Source organism: Brevibacillus sp. M2.1A (genome assembly GCF_013284355.2).
GTDB lineage: Bacteria > Bacillota > Bacilli > Brevibacillales > Brevibacillaceae > Brevibacillus.
In genome coordinates, this window is sequence record NZ_JABSUY020000001.1 from 5,634,621 (window position 1) to 5,657,753 (window position 23,133).

Consider the following 23,133-nt stretch of genomic DNA (forward strand, 5'->3'; position numbering starts at 1 on the left):
TCTTCGGTGACATTCATTCTTACAATTTTGTCATCTAAATGATTTGCTTGTAAAATTTGATTCTGAATGTTGTACCTGCACCAATCTGACTTTCCATAAACACATCGGCGTTTTGACTTTGCAAGATTGTTTTAGACATCGCTAGCCCTATTCCAATACTATCCGCTCCCGCATTCTTCCCTTTATAAAATCGTTCAAAAATGTGTGGGGCATCTTCCGGACTAATCCCCTCTCCACTGTCGGCAATGACAATTTGTGTATACAAGGGTGTTTCCTCACACGAAATAGCAATCTGTCCCCCGACCGGCGTATGCTCAATCCCGTTTTTAATTACGTTCAAAATGGCTTCTACCGTCCAGTTTTCATCTCCATACACGAAAAGGTCTTCTTTACAGGAAAAAGAGAGCTCCTGATTTTTTAATTCCATGGGGACAAGGAGTGGTTCTACTGCCTTGTTTATCATTTTCTTGACAGATACGAGTTCCTTCTTGAAAATAACACTTTGCACTTCGATTTTGGACAGCTTGAGCAATGAGGTCACGAGCCATTCAATACGCTTCAACTGATTGATAATTTTGCCCAAGAATTCCTCCCTCTTGTCTGGGGGCAGACTAGGGTTGTTTAACAAATCAGCCATGACAAACATAGAGGTAAGTGGCGTTTTTAATTGATGGGAGATGTTCGAAAGAGTATCTGCCAAGTATTGTTTTTCCTTTTTCAGTAGAGTAGACTGCTCGGACAACGTTAATGTGACTTTATAAATATCATTTTTCAGAATGCTCAATTCACCTTCAACGTTATCCCTAATATCCATCGTGGGTTGGCCTGAATATACAGAAGCCAAATAATAAGCGAGCTTCCTGATGTCCTGATAACGTTTGCGGGTAAACAGGAAAAAAATTGAAAGGAGCAGAAATACCATTGCAACTCCGACAATCCCCGCTTTCCAGTCGATCATCCATAGAATAGTGATCCCAATGAAAGAAATAAACATGCTATACATGCATAACTTCCGTATTTCTTTGTTTTTAAGCATGGCTGCCACTCATTCGATAGCCCAGTCCGCGTACGGTTTCAATCACTTTAGGATTCTGGCTATCATCCTCCAACTTTTCTCGAAGCCGTTTAATGTAAACAGAAAGGGTATTGTCATTGATAAAGTTACCATCTATATCCCAAATGCCCTCCAACAACTGATTCCTGGACAGAACTTGTCCTCTATTATTTAGGAATGCTAACAGCAAACGGTATTCTAAGGCAGTCAGCATCACTTCCTCGGTTCCTTTGTACACTTTAGCCAGTTTTGTATTTACGACAATATCTCCAATCTTGACTTTGTCAGACAAGTTGGGTTCTTTTTGGTAATGTCTAAGGGATGACTTCATTCGGCTAATTAGCTCCCTGATACGAAACGGCTTTGTGATATAGTCGTCTGCCCCCATATCTAACCCTCGAACCACATTGATTTCATCATCACACGCCGTCAAGAAGATGACAGGTGCATCCTGATTTTCTTTTACATATTCGCAAATCTCATAGCCATTACCATCTGGGAGAGTCAGATCGAGTAAATATAGATCAAAACTGTGCTGTTTGATTGTTTCGAGTGCAGTTTGTTTTCCTTCGCAAAGAACTACTTCATAGCCCTCACTGGAAAGCGAATAGTGCAAACCATCTGCAATGGTCTTGTCATCTTCCACTATTAAAACCTTCATGGTTCATCCTCCCTCTACTACCATAAATCGCAATCAGCAACTCTTATCTTCCCATTTTAGTAATTATAATCGGTGTTTTCATAACAATTGGTATTAACCTAATTTACTTAATTGGTAAGATACTTTGCAAGTTGGGCTAACAGAATCGTATAAAATGGTTACCTTTTTCAATCTGCTCTCGTCTTGTTTGTTAGCAATTCCACTTTTTGGGAGGAATCAGGCACTTATGAAAAACAAGACAGCTTGTCTCATCCTTTCTATTACTCAAAGCATATATGCCATTTTCTTATTGGCTTGGGCCATTTCTGTTATTTTTACCATTGTGCTTCTACCTGAAGATAAATATGATACTGGAGCACCAGGGGTGTTCTATACGATCCTATCGTATCCGCTTGTACTACTTGCCTCAACGTTGGGCAGTTGGTACTACTATCACAAGTTGAAATTCAAAACGAGCTACGCACTCAACGCCATTCCTTTACTTTGGGTCATTCCGATGGCGTTATTTATGATCTTATTATGGAAATTTAGTAAGTCCTCATAAAAACAGCCCTCTGGCGAATTACCGTCAGAGGGCTGTTGCGTTTTCCTTCATCAAGCAGGGCACAAAAAATACGTGTCTGAACGAATCAGACACGTATTGTAACGTTATCGAAACGCTTATCCGATAGAGCCTTCCATCTCGAATTTAATGAGACGATTCATCTCTACCGCGTACTCCATCGGCAATTCTTTTGTGAATGGCTCGATGAAGCCCATTACGATCATCTCAGTTGCTTCTGCTTCTGACAAGCCGCGGCTCATCAGGTAGAAGAGTTGATCCTCGGATACCTTGGATACAGTCGCCTCATGCTCAAGCGTGATGCTGTCGTTCATGATCTCGTTGTACGGGATCGTGTCAGACGTGGACAGTTTATCCAGAATCAGCGTATCGCATTTGATGTTGGACTTGGAGCCTTCCGACTTGCGTCCAAACTGCGACAGACCACGGTACGTTACTTTTCCGCCATCACGGGAGATCGACTTGGAAATGATCGTCGATGTGCAATCTGGCGCCAAGTGAATCATTTTCGCACCTGCGTCTTGGTGTTGTCCTTTTCCTGCTACTGCAATGGAAAGAACGGTACCTTTCGCGCGAGGTCCTTTCATGATTACTGCTGGGTATTTCATCGTCAGCTTGGAACCGATGTTACCATCAATCCATTCCATGTTCGCATCCGCGTATGCAACCGCACGTTTGGTAACGAGGTTGTATACGTTGTTGGACCAGTTTTGGATCGTGGTGTAACGGCAACGCGCGCGTTCTTTTACGATGATTTCTACAACAGCGGAGTGCAAGGAATCCGTGCTGTAGATTGGAGCTGTACAGCCCTCTACATAGTGAACGAAGGAATCTTCATCGGCGATGATCAGCGTACGCTCGAATTGACCCATGTTCTCGGAGTTGATGCGGAAGTATGCTTGCAGCGGAGTTTCCACTTTTACACCTTTTGGTACGTAAATGAAGGAGCCACCGGACCATACTGCCGAGTTCAACGCAGCAAACTTGTTGTCTGCTGGCGGAATCACTGTCGCGAAGTATTCTTTCACGATTTCTGGGTGAAGCTTCACCGCAGAATCCATGTCACAGAAGAGAACGCCCAGTTTTTCCAGGTCTTCCTGCATGTTGTGATAAACTACCTCAGATTCATACTGGGCAGATACACCTGCGAGGAACTTTTGCTCTGCTTCTGGAATACCCAGCTTGTCAAAGGTTGCCTTGATTTCTTCCGGCACCTCATCCCAGCTACGGCCTTGCTTTTCAGAAGGCTTTACGTAGTAGGTGATGCTGTCAAAATCGAGGTCGTCCAGATCGCCGCCCCATTTTGGCATCGGCATGCTGTTGAAGATGTCCAATGCTTTTAGACGGAATTCCAGCATCCATGCTGGCTCATCCTTGATCTTCGAAATTTCTTCGACGATCTCGCGGGTCAAACCCTTTTTCGTACGGAATACAGAAACGTCCTTGTCGTGAAAGCCGTACTGATATTCCTGTATTTCTGGGCCTTTAACAGCCATCGTTGCTCACTCCTTCGTGTTCATTTCCCTTACCCATCACTAATCCTGCTCCGCCTGTTTGACACCTTGCTCCAATGCTTTCCAAGCCAGTGTCGCGCACTTGATACGCGCCGGGAACTTGGCTACGCCAGACAAGGCTTCGATATCACCAAGGTCAATCGAATCATCGATTTCTTTGCCTTGCATCATATCGGAGAATTTTTGCGACAGCTCCATTGCTTCTGCTACTGGCTTGCCTTTGACAGCATCTGTCATCATGGATGCAGACGACATGCTGATCGAGCAGCCTTCGCCGAGGAACTTCGCGTCCACCACTTTGCCGTCCTCCACTTTCAAGGAGAGCGAGATGCTGTCGCCACAGGTCGGGTTATTCAAATTCACAATGAGTCCGTCGGATTCCTCCAGCTTGCCGCGGTTGCGCGGTTTCTGGTAGTGATCCATAATGACGCGGCGGTATAAATCATCAAGAGAAGACATTGCCGAAATACTCCTTCGTCTTCTTCAAGCCCGCGATCAGCACATCTACTTCTTCTTCTGTATTGTACAGATAGAAGCTCGCCCGAGCGGTAGCTGTCACATTCAGCCAACGCATCAGCGGTTGTGCGCAGTGATGCCCGGCACGAACTGCGATTCCGTAACTGTCCAGCACCGTCGCCAGGTCATGCGGATGTACTGTATCCAGGTTGAATGTAATTAAACAGCTGCGGTCCTGCTGTGGGCCGTAAATCTTCAGTCCTTCTATCTCGCGCATTTGTTCCATCGCGTACTTGACGAGATGTTTTTCATGACGCTCGATATTGTCCATACCGATCTCTTCCAAAAAGTCGATTGCTGCTCCCAATCCGATAGCACCTGCGATGATCGGAGTTCCTCCTTCAAACTTCCAAGGGAGCTCCTTCCACGTGGAATCGTACATATCCACGTAGTCGATCATTTCTCCGCCGAACTCCATCGGCTCCACACGCTCCAGCACCTCACGCTTGCCGTACAGGACGCCTACGCCTGTCGGTCCTGCCATCTTGTGGGCTGAAAACGTATAAAAATCGCAATCCAAATCCTGGACGTCGATTTTCTTGTGTGGAGCACCCTGCGCTCCATCAACAAACAAAAGTGCGCCATGCTGATGAGCGATTTGGGCAATTTCCTTGATTAGAGTAGTATCCCCCAATACGTTGGAAACATGGTGAATGGCAACGATCTTGGTATTGTCCGTAATCGTTTCCTTGACCGCCTCCAGAGTAACGGTACCGTCCTCTGCCAGCGGAATGAACTTAAAGGTCGCTCCGGTCGCCTTGGCTGCCTGCTGCCATGGAATGAAATTGGCGTGATGCTCCACCAATGTGGTCACGATTTCATCACCAGGCCCCAGGTACTTGCGAGCATAGCCGTACGCTACCGTATTACAAGCAGAGGTCGTACCACGCGTAAAGACGATTTCTGCGGCTTCACGGGCGTTGATGAAGGCGCGAACTTTCTCACGCGCGCCTTCGTACCCATCTGTCGCTATGTTACCCAAGGTGTGCACGCCACGGTGCACGTTGGAGTTATACTCCCTGTAGTATTTATCCATCGCCTCAATAACCTGAATCGGTTTTTGAGAGGTTGCACCATTATCCAAATAAACGAGCGGATGTCCGTTTACTTCCTGGTGTAGGATGGGAAAATATTTCCGAAGCTCCTTGGCGTTCATTAGCCTAACTTCCTTTCAAGCGCCTGACGGAGTCTGTTCTTCACTTCTTCTACTGGAATCTCAGCGACAACTGGCTCCAGGAAGCCGAGAATGATCAGACGTTCTGCGCCTTGACGGGAAATACCACGAGACATCAAGTAGAAGATAGACTCTTCACTAAAACGTCCTACCGAAGCTGCGTGACCCGCTTTAACGTCATCCTCATCGATCAACAGGATCGGGTTGGCATCACCGCGAGATTTATCGCTCAGCATCAGGATGTTTTCCGCCTGTACGCCGTTTGCCTTTTCAGCGCCTTTTTCGATTTTCGTGATACCGTTCAAGATACTCACTGCTTCATCCGTCATAACAGCCTTGCTCACCATGTCAGACTCAGTGTGCGTGCCGATATGCTGAACTTGGGAAGTGAGGTTTTGGCGTTGGGAACCCGTACCTACAGAAATGGATTTGGTCTCTGCAATCGAAGCAGTTCCCTTGAGGATGGTGGTGTTGTTGGCAACGGTATTGCCATCGTTCATCTCACCCAAAATCCATTCCATTTTTCCATCGCGCTCAACCGTTGCACGACGGAAGCTGTAGTCGTGAACGTCTACAGACAAAGAACGTACAGAAGCTACTTGCACAGATGCGCCCGCGCCTACATATACTTCAACTAGGCTGTTCGCAACCATGCTTTTGCCCTCGCCAGATACATATGTGTCCACGTAGGTTACTTTACTGTTCGCTTCTGCCACGATCAATACATGTGGAGCCAACAGAGCGTTGTCGCCTGCGATTTCATACACAGCTTGCAGGGGAACATCTACTTCCACGTTTTTCGGAACGTAGAGGAATACGCCACCATTTACAACTGCCGTATGCAAAGCAGTCAGCTTGTGCTCATCAAGTGCGATAACGTCCAGCAAATATTTTTGCACGAGATCGCCATGTGATTGCAGAGCATCAGCAAAAGTCGTGAATATCACGCCTTGTGCCTTCAACTCATCGGATACTGCTTGAAAAACGGTAGAAGCATTTTTTTGTACCAACAGGTTTTTCACGCTGTCGACATCGATTTGTGCTTTTACCAAATCGCTGAGTTCATTCGCCGCTGCCACCTTCGCAGTGGTTTGGAACGGATCGAAATCAACGGTATTCCATTTATCAATCTTCGTTTTCTCCAAGGCAGGGAGCGCCAGCTCTCCCGCCGCCTTCAGTCCAGCGAGGCGCTTTTCCAGGAACCAGGCAGGCTCCTGATTAGCTTTGGAGTACTGGGTGATCGCCTCGGAATCGAAGCGTAGCTGTACATCCACACTCATTTCACTGCTGCCTCCTTCATCCTACACGTTGGCGTTTACGGTTTCGTCCTCGATGCCGAGCTCTTCCTTGATCCAGTCGTAGCCTTCTGCCTCCAGGCGTTCAGCCAGCTCAGGACCACCGGACTTCACGATACGACCTTGCATCATGACGTGTACGAAGTCAGGCTTTACATAGTTCAGCAAACGCTGGTAGTGCGTAATAATCAAGAATCCGCGGTCTGCGGAGCGCATTTCGTTTACACCAGCTGCAACGATTTTCAATGCGTCGATGTCCAAACCGGAGTCGATTTCATCCAAAATACAGATGCTTGGCTCCAAGAGCATCATTTGCAGAATCTCGTTACGCTTTTTCTCACCGCCAGAGAAGCCTTCGTTCAGGTAACGGTGGGAGAAAGATTCATCCATTTCCAGCGTGTTCATCTTTTTGTCCATCTCACGGATGAATTTCATCAGGGAGATTTCGTTTCCTTCGCCACGGCGCGCGTTGATTGCGGAACGCAGGAAGTCAGAGTTGGTTACACCGCTGATTTCGGACGGGTATTGCATCGCCAGGAACAGACCTGCACGTGCGCGCTCGTCTACTGCCATTTCCAACAAGTCTTCGTCATTGATCAGCACTTCGCCATCGGTTACCTCATATTTTGGGTGACCCATCAGCGTGGATGCCAATGTCGATTTACCGGTACCATTTGGTCCCATGATCGCGTGCACTTCGCCGCCCTTGATCTCCAAATTCAGGCCTTTGAGGATCTCTTTGTCCTCGATCTTGGCGCGAAGGTTTTTTATTTGCAAATGCGGTACTGCTGTCATCTGAATTCCCTCCATACACGTCAAAAGTGAGTTGGTAAATTCTCAATCCATTCTCAATAACTATCTTATAATAAGAATAATTATAAATCAAGGAATGAAACATATCTGTATTTTTTATATCATTATATTTAGAAAGTCCGATTTTGCGCATGAATCCCTTCCTAAATATTCTTGCCTCCGCAGCATTTTTCCCTTTGTAACTTTTGGACATACATTTCCGTCCAAATTGCAGGTGCTTTTTGTAAAAAACACCAATGGATAACTCGAAATGGAAGGATCATTTTGAAAAAGAGTAACAAGAAACTTATGTATCGCTATCACTCTATTTTTGAAGGGTTCCCTTCGGAAGCTTACCTGACTCTATTCCGTCAGTCAAATGGAAAAGTTGTACCAATCCATACTTCGAAAGTATTCGATGGCAACAAGTAACGGATAAGCTCAAAACCGTCGGTCATACGTTGACGGTTTTTTCTGTTTTCACGAAGAAAAAACGGATAGACCTTATCGTCTACCCGTTTCTTTCCTGTTCGATTACTTTACTTTTGGACCCGCATTCGCGATATCTGTTGCATTCGGGAATTTCTTCTCGAAATTCTCAATGAAGCGTGCAGCCAGATCAGCCGCTTGCTTGTCGTATTCTTCCTTGTTTGCCCATGTATTGCGTGGTTGCAGAACTTCAGCAGGAACGTTCGGGCAAGCAGTCGGCACTTGTACCCCGAAAATCTCATCAGCTACATAGTCTACTTTTTCCAGCTCACCGTTCAATGCTGCTGTTACCATCGCACGTGTGTAGGACAGCTTCATACGTTGCCCAACACCTACCGGGCCACCAGTCCAACCAGTGTTCACCAGGTATACTTGAACCTTGCGCTCGTCAATCTTCTTACCGAGCATTTCTGCATATACTACTGGATGCAGTGGCAAGAATGGAGAACCGAAGCAAGTAGAAAACTCTGTTTGCGGAGCAGTTACGCCACGCTCTGTACCTGCCATTTTGCTGGTGTAGCCAGACAGGAAGTGGTACATCGCTTGCTCTTTATTCAGCTTGGAGATTGGCGGCAATACACCGAACGAATCGGCTGTCAAAAAGACGATGACATTTGGTTGCCCGCCCACGCCTGGAATCACAGCACCCGGAATTGCTTCTACTGGGTACGCAGCGCGTGTATTCTCTGTATATTTGGTGCTGTCGTAGTCTGCTACACGAGTCGCTTCATTTACGTCTACATTTTCAAGTACGGTACCGAACTGGATTGCTTTCCAGATTTGCGGTTCGCCTTCTTCAGACAGCTTGACGCATTTTGCATAGCATCCGCCTTCGATATTGAAAACGCCATTGTCAGACCAGCCGTGCTCATCGTCACCGATCAAGAAACGGTCCGGGTCAGCTGACAGCGTTGTTTTTCCTGTACCGGACAATCCGAAGAACAGGGCAACGTCTCCTTCTTTGCCTACGTTCGCAGAGCAGTGCATGGAGAGTACGTTGCGCTCTGGAAGCAGCATGTTCATTACGCTGAAGATCGACTTTTTCATTTCGCCAGCATACTCGGTGCCACCGATCAACACTGTCTTTTGCTCAAAGCTCAATACGATGAAGGTCTCGGAGTTCGTTCCGTGCACCGCAGGATTGGCCTTGAAATTAGGCGCATAGATCACCGTAAATTCTGATTCGTGCGCAGCCAGTTCTTCTTCAGACGGACGGATGAACAACTGACGTGCAAACAGGTTATGCCAAGCGAATTCGTTCACTACGCGGATTGGCAGGCGATAGGTTGTATCTGCACCCGCAAAGCCATCGAAGACAAACAGTTCATCTTTTGATTGTAAGTATTGGAGCACGTCTTGTTGAAGTGCTTGGAATTTTTCAGTACTGATTGGTTGGTTAACCGGACCCCAGTTGATTTTATCGTGTACGGAAGCTTCGTCCACCACAAATTTGTCCTTTGGCGAACGGCCGGTAAACTTCCCTGTTAGCGCATTGAGCGCCCCCTTGTCGGTCAAAATCCCTTCGCCACGCTTCACTGCCATCTCAACAAGATTAGCTACAGGCAAGTTATGATACACTTTCGTAGCTCCAAGAATGTCAGTAAGCTTTTGAACCGTATTGGTTTCCATGTGTGAACGATCTCCTTCCCAAAATGTGTATCATTTATTGTGACTTTCTAATTGTCGCTCGATTTGTAATTAGTATATCACATTTAGCTAAATAAGCTACATAATTTTATAATCTCTTATGGAGAATGTGTGAATAACCCTCCTCATGCGTATTATTCCCCAACAGCAGTATTTTGTCCACAAACCAATCAGTCTATCGACTATTCGTGGAGTACGCAGAGACATTTTCCCCACAAAAAGAGCAACACCAAGAGTTTACTCCCTTAGTGTTGCTCTCACAAGGCATAAAGATTTACGTATTTTCAAACGTTTTTACGACTGTCTGACACAAAATCGCCACACCTTTTTCCAATGCAGAGCGGTCAAAATGCATCTGCGGATGATGCAGCCCCGGTACCAAATCGCATCCAAGAGCCAGCATCGTCGCCTTGATATGAGGGCGCTCCACCGTATAGTAGTGGAAATCTTCCGCTCCCGGACTGACAGGCGCCGCTCGCAAATTCTCTTGACCGAGCACATCTACGATCGCCTGCTCCATAAATGCCTTCGCTTTCTCATCGACCTCTGCCGCTACCATGCGAGAACCGGACTCTACCTCTATGCGTGCCTGGAAAGACTCCGCGACTCCGTTAATCATTTGACGAACGCGATTCTCGAGGGTCTCCATCGCCTCATTCGTCTGCGCTCGTAGATCAAGAGCAAAACGCGCCTTGTCCGGAATAATGTTGTAGCTCTCTCCCCCGGCCTGCAGCATAGTCATTTTGACAGTGGCTGGCACCATCGGGTTGATATGTACTTGCCCGAGACCCGAAATAATCGCTCCCGCTACTTCAATCGCATTGATCCCGAGATGTGGTCTCGCACCGTGCGCCGCTACTCCTGTTATTTCTCCATAAAGGAACATAGCTGCTCCGTTGTAGATGGCGGGTCCTGCCGTGCCATTTGCCATCTCCTGAATCGGTCTTAAATGAACACCGTACAAATAATCGATGTCATCGACGACACCCTTCTCCACTAGCTTCAATGCTCCCGTTCCTTTTTCTTCTGCTGGTTGGAACAAAATTTTTAACGTTCCCGGCGGTTGATATCCAGCGGCAACCAATGCTTCTACCGTTTCCACGATCAATGTCATGTGGGCGTCATGACCACAGGAATGATTCGCGCGCCACTCACCGTTCACTTCTTGCCAGAGAGCATCGATATCTGTGCGCAAGCCGACAACTGGCTTTCCTTCGCCCCATTCAGCCACTAATCCTGTACAATCGTCAAAAGTCGTAACACGCAGTCCCAAGGCACGCATGCGCTCCGCCAAATAACGAGTCGTTTCTACTTCCTTCCAGCTTATCTCCGGATTCTCATGCAGATGACGGAATGTTTCGGCAATAGCATCTTTACGTGCAGCAACCGTCTGTTGCAACGACATAACAGTAGACATCAAAGCGCCTCCTCCAAAACCGTTTCTTCCTATTATATCACACCGCCCCATTGGACAGTTCACCGACAGGTTAGTCGCAAAATGGCATCGAGCTTCAATTGATCGCGCAATGTCCCTGCTATTTGCACCTTTTCTTTGGCTAAAACATAGACGAGCTCATCGCCACCAAAGAGCATGTGCATTTGTTTCTCCCCTCCTCTGATGATCAGATCGGCAGGCTGCTCTTCTGTCCATACATCCCAGGATGCAACGCCTTTTGCTATCGTCAATTGCCACTGTGACGGTGAATCATCCACTACAATTCCGATCCTGCGCTCCCATCCTGCCGTTATGAATCGCAAGTGTGCTTTTCCTTGCAGTCGCTCGCCCAGTTCAAAAAGCAGTCTGCCCATTCCGATCATCTGCACGCCACCCCTCTCTTCCCAATTGGGTTCGTGGCCTGTGAAGTCGAATCCTTTGGCGAGGAATGAGAGTCACTGTCGGCTGTTGTCAGGGGGAGCATCTTTTTCTCGACATCGTTAGAAAGGCCGTTTGAGCCAACATAGTGGAGGAGAAGAAAAAGCACAGTTCTCTTCGACTCTGACACGCCCGCAAGGAGGATTGACTGCTCGTCTCCACATAAAAAAGGGAACCGTCGAGCCAAAGCCACCCTACGGGCGGACGTTTCTCAGGGAAGAAGTGTTCGACAACCGGGTTCCCTTTTTTAAGTTCCGACTGGGTAGGCGTTGTCAAGGTCTACGAGCCCTGTGCTTTTTCTTCTCATCAGGTTTTGTGTGTTCGTCCCGCACCACAGCAGTAAGATGGCAAAAACAAAAAGCATCCGCTTTACGCAGATGCTTTTCGGAAACACTACTCATCGAACTCGTCTTTATCGAGTCGCACCTCAAGGTGGTGACCATCAGGTGTCTCAAAATACAAATTATAGCTGGTAGGCTGTGTAATTGGGCCACGATAGCAAATATTCTCTGCCTCCAGCTTATCAACCAGATAGTCCAGCTCAGCACGGCTCTGCACAGAGAAGGCGAGATGATCGACTTGCCCTACGCCGCCTTTCCCAGCTTCCCCGCCATGAGGATGAAGACCGATCCGTGTGTATGTGCCAATTTGAAAGTAGACAGGTGCTCCTTCCGTCATATTCTCTTCCGGGATAGGGACTTCCAAAATGTCCTTAAAAAAACGAGCTACCTTCACAACATCACTACAATTCAATGCGATGTGGTGAACGGCTTTCAAATGAAACATTCACACTGCCTCCCACGTCAACTCAGGTCATGCGCTCTTGTGCGACATTAGCTTTTCTTTTATTGTACTGCTTCAATCGCTCGCTTAACCGTCTTAAACGAATCATCAATGCTTCCCGCCAATCGTCATCCTGTAACTCCTTGGCGATCCCGAGCAGATCAAGTGATATATCAATCTGCTGCTTTAACACTTCGGCGAAGCTGGCTGCTTCATCCGTCATGGTACAATTCTCAAACAACTCGGATGTATTGTCAACACTCACAAAGTCAGCAAAATCCACTTCTGGAGCCTGATCTCCCTGAGCATATTCTACTAAAATTTCGTATTCTCCCTCAATACCAGGATGAACCTCAATTCTGTCACATACAGGACAAAACATGATCGGGACATTGTGTACAAGCGTTTTATAATGACGGACTGAGCCTACGGAACCTACCATTCCAGCACCACAACAAAAACTCATATAGTCTCCCTCCCTATTCGCCAAATGAAACGTCCATGTCCGTTTTTTGGTCGAAACTTTGTCTGTATCCGCATTGTAGCGTATATGCCCACTAACTCTCCACCCGCAAATGCTACCAATAAAGGAATCGAAGTAAGATTTGGTTTATCCATTTTACTCGATTTGTTTAGATTCCTGCAACATTTTCTGACTAGTATGAATACTTTACCTCATTTGCCTAAATCCATCATAAAAGGTAGTCTGAATCTATCCGATAATAAGGAATAATAATCATTTTAGCAAAAATTCAAAAAGGAGAGCGGTTTCATGCTTCGTTTTAAAAGTCTTCGTGCTCGAACACTAACCATTACTCTGCCTGTCATTATCTTGACTCTTTTGCTCGTCGTGGGCATCGGTTTCTGGTTCTCTGTCGACCAACTGAATCGGGAAATTGAAGACAAAATGAACTATCAACTAGATATGGTCGCCAGTAATGTGGAAAAGCAACTGGAAGCCCATAGCAAAGTAACGTTGAGTATGGCTCGCTTTATTGAAATGGGTCCTATTACAAATTCGCTGGAGCAGTTAGATTCCCTGCTGTCCAAAACCGTTCTCATTAATGATACGACGGTTGGAATGGGAATTTTCATGGAACCTTACGCTTTTGACCCAAACAAGAAACTCGTTGCTACCTACGGGGCTAAGAACGACGGCAAGGTTAACATTACAGGTGAATACAGCAGCGATTCTTACAACTATCCCAATCAAGACTGGTACAAGGTCGGTATTTCAACCAAGAAGGAAACCGATTATTCCGAGCCGTACTTTGACGAGGTTTCCAAGGTCTCCATGGTGACGGTAGTCGCCCCTTTTTACACTCCGGATAAAAAGCTTCTGGGTGTGGCCACAGACGATATTACACTCACTGACGTGGAAAAGCTCGTCTCCAGTACAAAAGTAGGCGAAACAGGCTGGGCCTTTTTGGTGGATCAAAAAGGGAGATACCTCGCTCATCCTCAAGCGGACAAACTGATGAATCATTCCGTTCAATCTGACGAGAATGCTTCCTTGGCAGCAATCGGTCCTTCTCTTCTGGAAGAGAAATCAGGGATGAAGACGTTTACCGATGAAAATGGCGCCAATCGTGTTTATTTTCAAGAGCTCGGAGATACAAACTGGACAATCGCTCTCGTGATGCCAGAAAAAGAAATTGCTGATCCACTCTATGACTTGTTCTTTGAGCTTTGTACGGTGAGTCTGATCGGTCTGTTGATCATGATTGCTGTCATTTATTACTTCAGTAAATACTTGACCAAACAAATCGATCGCGCGAACCAGCTGGCGCATGCCCTCTCCAGTGGCGATTTTACCGCTTCCATGGATATTCAGACAGCAGATGAGATGGGGGTTATGGCAAATCGCTTCAACTCCATGACGGCAACCTTGCGCGAAACGCTTGGGCAAGTCAGCTTCAACGCTCAACAGGTTGCTGCTACGTCAGAGCAATTGATGGCCAGTGCGGAACAGACAAGCAAAGCAACAGAGCAGATCGCTCAATCCGTTCAAGAAATTGCCTACGGTACGGAGCAGCAAGTGGATGCAACTGTTCAAGGCTATGAGGTCATCAACGAGATTGCCGTACACATCGAAGCAATGGAAAAAGGCATTGAGGATGTCAATCACTCTACACAAGAAGCGAACCGCCAAGCCACAGATGGCAATCAGATGGCAGCCAAAACGGTCGAGCACATGGATGTGATCCATAGCCAAATGGCCAAGACCTCTACCATTGTCAATACGCTAGGCCAACGCTCCCAAGAAATTGGAGAAATGATCTCACTCATCACGACGATCGCCAATCAAACCAACCTGCTCGCTCTGAACGCCGCTATCGAAGCAGCTCGCGCCGGAGAACAAGGACGAGGCTTTGCCGTTGTAGCTGACGAGGTGCGCAAGCTCGCTGAACAGTCCAGCTCCGCCGCCGAGCAGGTCAGTCACATCGTCACAGTGATTCAGCAGGACACAGGCTCAGCAATTGCGGCAATGAATCATGGCGCTTCGATTTTGGGAGAAGGCATGACTCTCGTTCGCTCAACAGGCAATGCGTTTGAACAAATTACCGACTCCACGTCCGGGTTGCTCGTTCGCATGAATGAAGTGACAACGGAAATGAGCAAGATCAGTCAGCAAATGCAAACGATTGTATCCGCCATTACACATATTACACAAATCGCAGAGCAATCAGCTGGCAACTCTCAAACGGTTGCAGCAGCAGCGGAAGAACAAACCGCTTCCATGGAGGAAATCTCTTCGGCTGCAACGATGCTGGCGAAAATGGCAGAAGAGCTTAATGATGCAGTACGAACATTCAAGTTGGAGTAGCCCGCCCATAAAAATAAGAAAAGCCGGAGCACAAAAGCCCCGGCTTTTTTGTTTCCTATTCTTTTACCATCGCTTCGTATTTGTCTGCATCCATCAGCTTGTCCAGCTCAGCTGTATCAGACAATTCGACGACGATCATCCATGCTTGCTCGTATGGCGAAGAGTTAACCAGTTCAGGTGCATCTTCCAGTTCGCCATTTACTTCTACTACTTTACCAGTTACAGGAGCGTACAGTTCAGAAACGGTTTTTACCGATTCCACGCTGCCAAACGGCTCATCCTGTTGGATTGTCGCGCCTACTTCAGGCAATTCGACAAACACGATGTCACCCAGCTCTGATTGAGCAAAAGAAGTGATTCCGATGTACGCCTTGTTTCCTTCTACTCGCACCCACTCATGCTCTTCACTGTAACGTAGATTTTTCGGGAATTCCATCGTTTACATATCCTCCTATCGGGTACAATCCATTACACATACATAATTAGACGAACATTCTAGGATTCCTCTTCGATCCCCAAAATTCTGAACAAGCGTTTTTTTACCAGTTGGAGACCCTTCTCTCCTGCCTGAAAATGACGTAACTGAAGAGCCTCGTCAAACAAATAAAAAGCGGGGACGTATTCATTCTGGAATGCATCGACTGTCTTTCTATCATTATCGATTGCAATAGGGTGTGTCAAATGTTGTTCTGCAATCGCTTTTTTGATCAGCTCGATATCAGTATCTTTTTCCGAATGAGGCGTATGAATTCCTATGACCTTCAAACCGTTAGCAGCGTATTGGTCTCGCCATTCATTTATGCTTGGCATCGATTCCTTGCACATGTAACAACTGACGGACCAGATATGCACCAAAACAGGACTTCCAGCCAAATCAGCTTTGGTTGTTTGCCCGTTGATCCACTCCGTAATCCCGGAAAAGTCAGGCATTTCTTCGCGCAAACGCATGAAAGCTCATCCCCTCTTTTTTGACTTCAACTGTTACACACTTGTGTTCATGCGGAGAATCCCAGATTGATCGATGGCAGCCACCGCCTCTAACAGAATATCAGGAGGTTGGACGAGAGCAATTCGTACATACCCTTCTCCTTCTTCGCCGAAGGCACTTCCCGGAACGACCACGACACCGGCTTTCTCCAGTAATGCGAAGGCAAACTCTCGTGACGTCCAGCCGTCCGGTACAGCTGCCCAGACGAACATAGTCGCCTTTGGAGATGGAATGCTCCATCCCGCCTTTGCCAATGCCCCCAGCAGCACATCACGTCGTTCCTGGTAAACGGAGGCGACTGTATTTGTCCTACCCGATTCCCGATCATTTCGCAAAGCCTCAATGGCCATTTGCTGCACAGGCAAAAAGACGCCGTAATCGATATTCGATTTTACAATCGCAAGCGGCTTAATGATGTCTGCGTTCCCTACAACGTAAGCGATCCGGCAGCCTGCCATGTTGAAGCTCTTGGAGAACGAATTAAATTCAATTCCCACTTCCTTCGCCCCTGGCACTTGCAAAAAGCTCGGCGCTTGATAGCCGTCAAACACCATTTCCGAATAGGCCAAATCATGAACCACGATAATGTCAAAACGCTTGGCAAAAGCCACAACCTCTTCAAAAAAGGCAAGGGTAGCGACCGCGGAAACCGGATTATTCGGATAGTTCAGAATCATAAACGTTGCACGAGACGCAATCTCCTCTGGAATGTCTGTCAGCTTTGGCAAAAATTCATTTTCTGCCCGCAGAGGCATCCGGTAAGGTACCGCTCCCGCCAAATAAACACTGCCTTCGTAGATCGGATACCCAGGATCGGGTACAAGTACGATATCTCCAGGATCGGTCCATGCCAAAGCAAAGTGAGCCAAACCATCCTGTGACCCCATCAAGGAATGAACCTCCCCATCTGGCGCCAGCTCCACTCCAAAACGATATTGATACCAGCGGGCGACCTCTTCTCGGAAGGCCGCCGTTCCATCGCTCAATGGGTAGCGAAAAGCGCTTGGTTGCTGGATGGCATGGATTAACGTTTGCAGAAGCTTCTCGTCAGGCTGCTGATCAGGACTGCCGATGCTCAAGTCGTATACCGTTTTTGTTTTGGCAACTTCCCTTTTGCGAGCCTCCATCTCTGAAAAAATATCGGCGGAAAGATGGTTCAGTCTCTTGGATGGTTGGCGCATCATGCCTTCCCTCCCCAAGCCTTCTCCAGTTCTTCTTCTTTAAAACCAAGAGTTACGGTACGATCACTTGCGATAAGAGGCCGTTTGATCAGCTTGCCATTGGAAGCCAACAACTCAAGCATTTCATCCTCGGACATCGTAGGCAGCTTGTCCTTCAAGCCCAGCTCGCGGTATTGGACACCACTCACATTGAAAAACTTGCGCAAATCGAGGCCACTTGTCTGCCAAATTTGGCGCAGCTCTTCTTTGGACGGCGGTGCATCGACAATCGGAATTTCTTCGAAGCCAATATTTTGATCCGTGAGCCATTTTTTTGCTTTGCGGCATGTATCACACTTGTTGTATAGGTAAGCTTTCATCGTCATATGTATTTCCTCACTTTTGGTTTATGTCGTCGTTTCTTTCATTGTAAAAGAAGTAGACCTAGCGGACAACGGTTACCGTATTGTAAAACGTCACACCAGATTCTGCAGTTTCCGGTACTTCAATCAGCAAGTAGTTATTAAGTATGGAACGATCTGCCCCTTCTCCAAATTCATATGTTTGATAATAGACGAGCATTTCTTCCACCCAGATTCTAATTCTCTCAATCTCCACCGAATCTGTTTCACTCTGCGATGTTTTGATCAAGAGATAGGTTTTGCCGTTTAGAGCGGTGTTAAATGTATGACCCTGACTGTTTTGAATAAGCTGCTTCGCCCACGCTTGGATTTGCAAATCTGCTTCGGCTAGCTCCATCACACGATAGGTTGGATACATATCTTCCGGCAGGTCTTGCTCTTGCTCCACATCCGTTCTATATCCAGCCGTCATGTTGTACCCTTCTACCGTCCACATTTGCCGATGATTACTCCTTTTTTTCATCGTCACCTCGTACAGCATGCCGTCTGTCGTCGCTACAAGAATTCTTCTGGGATTTAATTGACTGCCTATCGTTTGAAAGCTCTCGATTTCCGTTTTCAACTCACTCTGCACAAAACGGCGGAGAATTTTTTTGTAGTTATGGTTGTCCGGATCTTTTTGCATTTGTAACAGCTCAGCTTCGTTATACTCGAGGCCTACACCCTTGTCGTCTGTCCAATCAAACGCTTCAACAACAGCGTCACGGTCCACCAACTTCTGACTCGCTTGTGTGGAAGTAACCGGCGTTTCAAGTGCTGCTTTTTTCGTATTCATATTACCAATCTGCTTTGCCCCGATTTCGTACATCCCCCACATGCAACCGATTAGCACCATCGCTACCCAAAAAGAATGCAACCAGACTTGCATACCTCTGCCTCCTCACGTATTCACCGTGCTAAACAAAAAAGACAGCCATGACTGTCTTCTGGCTGTCGTTCATACGTGCTGCTATTGCGGCAAGTTGCTTTCATTGTGCCTGCTTTTCACAGTCTCTTCTTCATTCGTCCGAGCATCCGGATTTACCTGCCACATTTGCGAAAGCGGCGAGAAGGGCACCCCTAGTTGCTTGGCATTCTGGTCTTCCACAGCCTCAGCCAGTGTCCCGGTTAAAGGCATGGTGTACTCAATGTTCTCATCCATCTGCCATCCTCCTTCACTTGTCCTAGTGTGAGGAGTTTGCAGGTCATTATGCAGACGTTTTAGCTTTAATCTCGACTTGGTATCCAGCGTGCTTTCTCACCTGAAATACTCCATTTTCAAAAATCAAATACTGTGCTTTCACACCGATCAATCGTCCGCCGAGCTGTTCTTCTTTATCGAGCGTTTTGGAATTAATTTTATCCAGTGACTCCAAGATCGGATAAGCAATGTCTACCCATTCGTCTTCGCGATATTGGAATGCTTTAAACTGTTCAGGAAAATGACCGTACACTTCGTCCCGCATGGCGAGCAAGTCGATTTCCTTCACATCTCCCTTGAGCATTTTGCGCCAGTTGGTCTTGTCCGGCAAAAACTGACTCAAGTGAAATTCAAGCTCCCCAGCCATTCGACGAGTCGGAACCTCCGCAATCGGAATCGCGCGAATTGCGCCTTGATCTACCCAGCGTCTCAATTCATTATGCTTGCGAGTCAATCCTACCTTTATATCACTCGACACTGCCAGATAGACAAAATGAGGAATCATGCAATATCTCTCGCCAAAGCTCTCGTCCCGGCAAGTCCCCAAGTCAAAATGACATTCATGCGGCTTGACGATGCACAGGTCATTTTCCGGCAGTTTGGTAAAACAGGGATAGCAATACCCGCTGTTAAACGTCTTGTTTGTTTTGCGGCCACAGGCAATGCAGTTTTTTTCGCCTAAAAACGAAATCGTCAATTCACTGCCCAGCCATTCGTTAAGCGGAAGGCGATCGTCACCGATATTCAAATAGTAGTCTACCGGCTTGTCCCCTCCATGGTACTCGTGTGTTAGTCCTTGCAAAATACCGCGGAGTTCCACCAAACTCTCTCCTCTCCTATGTACGGTTCTTCCATTTTAACATAATCGCCACCTACTCTGACCGCTGTTTTCTTTTGGTAGCATGTTTTCCCTGGCAGGAGGTGAACCTAATCACATCCCAGAAGAAGGAGGCGATTGTTCATGCGCAAATGCATACGGTACGCCTTGCTACTCGCCTGCCTTCTTGGCTACGGCACCCTACCTGCTTTTGCCCAGCAAACACTGCCTTCATATGAGCCGATCCACAGAATCGACACAGAGAAAAAGGTCGTCGCTCTCACTTTTGATGATGGGCCAGATGCTATCTATACGCCCAAAATTCTTGAGGTGCTGCATCAGTACAACGTTCGCGCTACGTTTTTTGTCCTTGGCTCCCAAGTGGACAAGCATCCAAAGGTCATGCAGTGGATTTACAAGGCTGGGCATGAAATCGGCAACCACGGCTACCACCATTTTGATCTGAACAAGCTGACCGAGCATGAAGTGTACGAAGAAATCAAGCATGCAGAACGCTCCATTTTGAAGACGACCGGCATTTTGGCGCAATACTACCGTCCTCCCTACGGCATCCTGACACATGACGTCATGAATGCGGTTCAATCCAGTGGCTACGACATCATTCACTGGTCGATTGATCCTCGTGATTGGTCTTTGGCACGCACGGCTAACGTCATTGCCAAAAGCGTCAAGAGTAATGTCTCCTCCGGCGATATCATCCTGTTCCATGATGGGGGCTTAAACCAACGGCAAACAGTCGCTGCACTCCGGGAGCTCATCACGGATTTGCGTTCGCAGGGCTATCGATTTGTCACGGTTAGTCAATTGTTGGATGCTGCAAAATAATACGGCACCAGTGCCTCGTTTTTCATGATACGAAACGAAGCAACTGGTGCCCTTCTTTTTTACGCCAATACCTTGCCCAAGAACGAACGCAAGCGATCGTTGACGTTATTGCCAAATACCTCACTGGGATGACCTTCTGCCATGATGATACCTTGATCCATAAAAATGATTCGGTCGCCCACTTCCTTGGCAAAATTCATTTCGTGCGTCACAATCACCATTGTCATGCCTTCTTTGGCTAAATTTTTGATGACGGCAAGCACCTCTCCCACCAGTTCTGGGTCCAGGGCGGATGTCGGCTCATCAAACAGCATCACCTTTGGATTCATGGCGAGCGCCCTTGCGATTGCCACTCGTTGCATCTGCCCCCCAGAAAGCCGCTCGGGATACACATCGGCCTTGTCCTGAAGCCCTACCTTCTGCAAAAGAGCCAACCCTTGCTTGCGGGCTTCTTCCTGAGACATCTTCTTTACTTTTACAGGGGCCAGCATGACGTTTTCCAGCACCGTTTTATGCGGAAAGAGATTAAAGCGCTGAAAAACCATCCCGACCTCTTCTCTCACTTTATTGATATCGGTTTTGGGGTCTGACAAATCATGGCCGTTGATGACAATCTTTCCGTTGCTCATGTCCTCCAACTGATTCAAGCAACGTAGAAACGTGCTTTTGCCCGAGCCTGACGGTCCAATGACACAGACTACTTCCTTTTCTGCTACCTGAGTCGTAATGCCCTTTAATACTTTCAGATCGCCGTAGTTCTTCGTCAAATTCGACACCTGTATAATCATTTGTCTGTCCCCCTATTGCGATAAAACAAGCTTGATTGTGATTCTTGCTCTCTATTTTACCGCAATAGTCTAAAAATTGCATGAATTTACTGTTCAGTTGTTGGAAGCCAGCCTTATGTACGATTAGCTCCATCCCATTTTTTCCAGTGCTTGTCGCATGCGTAACTATGCTCCCGGCGGCTCATTCTAAGTGTGAGGTGGTTTTCATGCATCGAAAAAAATGGATCGCTCTTGTAATTGTACTGGCCGTTTTTCTATTAGGTCTTTTGGTGGAAGGGATTTACGGGACTTATACAGATCTCGTCGACCATCCGGGGTTCGCTTGGGAAGAAAATGTGGTATCGGGCTATGGCAACAGCAAAATTGTGCAGCTGTTTGTGAACGGCGTTATTTCGGGGCAACAGAATAGTGCTGGGGTACCTTCGATGACAGAGCTATTAACTGAACAGCTGCGCCGAATTGAAGAGGATGATCTGGTGAAAGGCGTGGTCCTTCGCATTGATAGTCCAGGTGGAGAAGTCGTCGCTACCGATGAATTACACAGACGCTTGTTGCGGCTCAAGCAGGTCCGCAATCTTCCCATCGTCGTCAGCATGGGTTCCACGGCAGCCTCTGGCGGCTATTACTTGGCCACGACAGGCGATGCGATTTTTGCCAATCCCAACACACTGACCGGCAGTCTCGGCGTGATTTTCAATCTGTTTAACTATAGTGAAGCCGCGAACAAGCTTGGTGTGCATCAATACGCAATCAAAAGCGGACGCTTCAAAGACATCGGCAGTCCATCCCGGCCGCTGACGGACCCAGAACGGCAAATTTTCCAAACACTCGTCAACGAAAGCTACAACAATTTCGTCGACGTCATCGTCAAGGGCCGCAACCTCTCCCGTCAACGCGTACTGGAAATCGCTGACGGCCGCGTTTATTCCGGTGAGCAAGCAAAACGCCTGGGACTCATCGATGAATTCGGTGACTTGGAGGAAGCGACACGCTACGCGCTTTCTTTGTCTGGAGAAAAAGAAGCCATGGTCATCCGCTATGCAGACCAGCTCTCCATCAGCAAGCTGTTATTCAGTATGAAGCAGTACTGGTCGAATCCTGATCCGCTTGGTCTCAATCGAATATGGGACCGCCAAAGCTCCCCTCGCCTCCTGTATCAATTCATGCCTTAGCCTGTTATTACGGAAAGGAGTGGTTATCATGAACCAGCTTCCCGACGAAGAAAAAGCACGTGAGCCTGATTCCTTTGAGCCATATTCAGAAGCCCATCCACAACATTTGTATGCTGGCTTCTGGATTCGTGTGGTGGCCTCGCTCCTTGATTCGATGTTCTTGATTGGGGTTAGCTACCTCATTTTCAATCCGTTGCGTCGTGTTTTTGCGGTTCCTTACGCCTCTTTTCCGTTCATAGATTTGTTGGAGATTTTGTTTGATCTCCTCTATATGATCATGCTGACCTGGTGGACCGGACAAACCTTGGGAAAGCTGATCACAGGCATCCGTGTCATCAGTGCCAAGCAGACGCGAGGCAATCTGACAGGCGGACAAGTATTATTACGAGAAGTCATCGGCAAATTCCTCGCTTCGCTCGTATTCGGACTGGGCTATCTATGGGTTGCATGGCACCCACGTAAGCAAGGCTGGCATGATCTGATCGCCAAAACGTATGTCATCCGGGATCGTCGACCATAACCTCCGCTCCATTGCGGGGGTTTTTATTTTTGCTTCCTTGGTCCCTATTTTTG

Annotated in this window: 25 protein-coding genes; 5 read left to right on the forward strand and 20 right to left on the reverse strand. The window is 47.3% G+C overall.

The window, feature by feature from the left end; all coding sequences use genetic code 11:
- Nucleotides 1-34: 34 nt before the first annotated feature.
- Nucleotides 35-1,036, reverse strand: a complete 1,002-nt coding sequence (locus HP567_RS26865; RefSeq protein ID WP_173610008.1) for a sensor histidine kinase — start codon at nt 1,034-1,036, stop codon at nt 35-37.
- The gene (locus tag HP567_RS26870; RefSeq protein WP_173610007.1) at nt 1,029-1,715 is read right to left on the reverse strand and encodes a response regulator transcription factor; all 687 of its coding nucleotides are present in this window, start codon (nt 1,713-1,715) and stop codon (nt 1,029-1,031) included. Before HP567_RS26870 ends, HP567_RS26865 begins: the two co-directional genes overlap by 8 nt.
- Nucleotides 1,716-1,941: 226 nt before the next feature.
- On the opposite strand from HP567_RS26870, the gene HP567_RS26875 reads away from it, so the two are divergent.
- Nucleotides 1,942-2,259, forward strand: a complete 318-nt coding sequence (locus HP567_RS26875; protein ID WP_173610006.1) for a hypothetical protein — start codon at nt 1,942-1,944, stop codon at nt 2,257-2,259.
- A 116-nt stretch (nt 2,260-2,375) separates the two neighbouring features.
- Here the strand turns inward: HP567_RS26875 and sufB are convergent, their stop codons facing one another.
- The 10 genes from sufB to HP567_RS26925 form a co-directional block, all read right to left on the reverse strand.
- Nucleotides 2,376-3,773 (reverse strand): Fe-S cluster assembly protein SufB, encoded by a 1,398-nt coding sequence (gene sufB, locus HP567_RS26880; RefSeq protein ID WP_048034589.1) that lies wholly within the window; start codon nt 3,771-3,773, stop codon nt 2,376-2,378.
- 39 nt (nt 3,774-3,812) lie between these two features.
- Nucleotides 3,813-4,250 carry a Fe-S cluster assembly sulfur transfer protein SufU gene (sufU, locus tag HP567_RS26885; RefSeq protein WP_173610005.1) on the reverse strand — a complete coding sequence of 146 codons (438 nt, stop codon included), beginning with the start codon at nt 4,248-4,250 and terminating at the stop codon, nt 3,813-3,815.
- Nucleotides 4,237-5,463: a cysteine desulfurase gene (locus HP567_RS26890; protein WP_173610004.1), complete on the reverse strand. Its 1,227-nt coding sequence runs from the start codon at nt 5,461-5,463 to the stop codon at nt 4,237-4,239. Before HP567_RS26890 ends, sufU begins: the two co-directional genes overlap by 14 nt.
- The gene (sufD, locus tag HP567_RS26895; RefSeq protein WP_173610003.1) at nt 5,463-6,761 is read right to left on the reverse strand and encodes a Fe-S cluster assembly protein SufD; all 1,299 of its coding nucleotides are present in this window, start codon (nt 6,759-6,761) and stop codon (nt 5,463-5,465) included. The genes HP567_RS26890 and sufD overlap by 1 nt, the downstream gene beginning before the upstream one ends.
- 21 nt (nt 6,762-6,782) lie before the next feature.
- Nucleotides 6,783-7,571: a Fe-S cluster assembly ATPase SufC gene (gene sufC, locus HP567_RS26900; protein WP_047073088.1), complete on the reverse strand. Its 789-nt coding sequence runs from the start codon at nt 7,569-7,571 to the stop codon at nt 6,783-6,785.
- Between the two features lie 531 nt (nt 7,572-8,102).
- Nucleotides 8,103-9,686 (reverse strand): phosphoenolpyruvate carboxykinase (ATP), encoded by a 1,584-nt coding sequence (pckA, locus tag HP567_RS26905; protein WP_173610002.1) that lies wholly within the window; start codon nt 9,684-9,686, stop codon nt 8,103-8,105.
- Nucleotides 9,687-9,978: 292 nt separating this feature from the next.
- Nucleotides 9,979-11,121 (reverse strand): M20 peptidase aminoacylase family protein, encoded by a 1,143-nt coding sequence (locus HP567_RS26910; RefSeq protein WP_173610001.1) that lies wholly within the window; start codon nt 11,119-11,121, stop codon nt 9,979-9,981.
- A gap of 59 nt (nt 11,122-11,180) precedes the next feature.
- Nucleotides 11,181-11,522, reverse strand: coding sequence for an SCP-2 sterol transfer family protein (locus tag HP567_RS26915; protein WP_173610245.1), 342 nt, complete (start codon nt 11,520-11,522; stop codon nt 11,181-11,183).
- Between the two features lie 448 nt (nt 11,523-11,970).
- Nucleotides 11,971-12,363, reverse strand: a complete 393-nt coding sequence (locus HP567_RS26920; protein WP_007726371.1) for a VOC family protein — start codon at nt 12,361-12,363, stop codon at nt 11,971-11,973.
- Nucleotides 12,364-12,385: 22 nt separating this feature from the next.
- A complete protein-coding gene (locus HP567_RS26925) occupies nt 12,386-12,826 on the reverse strand; it encodes a hypothetical protein (RefSeq protein ID WP_007726368.1) in 441 nt (146 codons plus the stop codon).
- Between the two features lie 306 nt (nt 12,827-13,132).
- Here HP567_RS26925 and HP567_RS26930 point away from each other — a divergent pair, with 306 nt between their 5' ends.
- On the forward strand, nt 13,133-15,187 hold the full coding sequence (locus HP567_RS26930; RefSeq protein WP_173610000.1) for a methyl-accepting chemotaxis protein: 2,055 nt from the start codon (nt 13,133-13,135) through the stop codon (nt 15,185-15,187).
- A 55-nt stretch (nt 15,188-15,242) separates the two neighbouring features.
- Here the strand turns inward: HP567_RS26930 and gcvH are convergent, their stop codons facing one another.
- From gcvH to HP567_RS26965, 7 genes are all read right to left on the reverse strand, one after another.
- Complete coding sequence (gcvH, locus tag HP567_RS26935; RefSeq protein WP_047073101.1) at nt 15,243-15,623, reverse strand: glycine cleavage system protein GcvH; 381 nt, start codon at nt 15,621-15,623, stop codon at nt 15,243-15,245.
- A 59-nt stretch (nt 15,624-15,682) separates the two neighbouring features.
- Nucleotides 15,683-16,135, reverse strand: coding sequence for a redoxin domain-containing protein (locus tag HP567_RS26940; protein ID WP_173609999.1), 453 nt, complete (start codon nt 16,133-16,135; stop codon nt 15,683-15,685).
- Between the two features lie 33 nt (nt 16,136-16,168).
- Nucleotides 16,169-17,359 carry an aminotransferase class I/II-fold pyridoxal phosphate-dependent enzyme gene (locus HP567_RS26945; protein ID WP_173609998.1) on the reverse strand — a complete coding sequence of 397 codons (1,191 nt, stop codon included), beginning with the start codon at nt 17,357-17,359 and terminating at the stop codon, nt 16,169-16,171.
- Nucleotides 17,356-17,721 carry an arsenate reductase family protein gene (locus HP567_RS26950; RefSeq protein WP_041749627.1) on the reverse strand — a complete coding sequence of 122 codons (366 nt, stop codon included), beginning with the start codon at nt 17,719-17,721 and terminating at the stop codon, nt 17,356-17,358. Before HP567_RS26950 ends, HP567_RS26945 begins: the two co-directional genes overlap by 4 nt.
- A 58-nt stretch (nt 17,722-17,779) precedes the next feature.
- Nucleotides 17,780-18,625 carry a hypothetical protein gene (locus HP567_RS26955; protein ID WP_173609997.1) on the reverse strand — a complete coding sequence of 282 codons (846 nt, stop codon included), beginning with the start codon at nt 18,623-18,625 and terminating at the stop codon, nt 17,780-17,782.
- Nucleotides 18,626-18,706: 81 nt separating this feature from the next.
- Nucleotides 18,707-18,898 carry a hypothetical protein gene (locus HP567_RS26960; RefSeq protein ID WP_173609996.1) on the reverse strand — a complete coding sequence of 64 codons (192 nt, stop codon included), beginning with the start codon at nt 18,896-18,898 and terminating at the stop codon, nt 18,707-18,709.
- A 46-nt stretch (nt 18,899-18,944) separates the two neighbouring features.
- A complete protein-coding gene (locus HP567_RS26965; RefSeq protein ID WP_173609995.1) occupies nt 18,945-19,757 on the reverse strand; it encodes a DUF2797 domain-containing protein in 813 nt (270 codons plus the stop codon).
- 141 nt (nt 19,758-19,898) lie between these two features.
- Between HP567_RS26965 and HP567_RS26970 the strand changes: the two genes are divergently transcribed.
- A complete protein-coding gene (locus HP567_RS26970; RefSeq protein ID WP_106785280.1) occupies nt 19,899-20,600 on the forward strand; it encodes a polysaccharide deacetylase family protein in 702 nt (233 codons plus the stop codon).
- A gap of 59 nt (nt 20,601-20,659) precedes the next feature.
- Here the strand turns inward: HP567_RS26970 and HP567_RS26975 are convergent, their stop codons facing one another.
- Nucleotides 20,660-21,388, reverse strand: coding sequence for an amino acid ABC transporter ATP-binding protein (locus tag HP567_RS26975; RefSeq protein ID WP_217367100.1), 729 nt, complete (start codon nt 21,386-21,388; stop codon nt 20,660-20,662).
- 206 nt (nt 21,389-21,594) lie between these two features.
- Between HP567_RS26975 and sppA the strand changes: the two genes are divergently transcribed.
- Both sppA and HP567_RS26985 read left to right on the forward strand, forming a co-directional pair.
- A complete protein-coding gene (sppA, locus tag HP567_RS26980) occupies nt 21,595-22,560 on the forward strand; it encodes a signal peptide peptidase SppA (RefSeq protein WP_173609994.1) in 966 nt (321 codons plus the stop codon).
- Nucleotides 22,561-22,588: 28 nt separating this feature from the next.
- Nucleotides 22,589-23,080 carry an RDD family protein gene (locus HP567_RS26985; protein WP_173609993.1) on the forward strand — a complete coding sequence of 164 codons (492 nt, stop codon included), beginning with the start codon at nt 22,589-22,591 and terminating at the stop codon, nt 23,078-23,080.
- Nucleotides 23,081-23,133 lie beyond the last annotated feature (53 nt).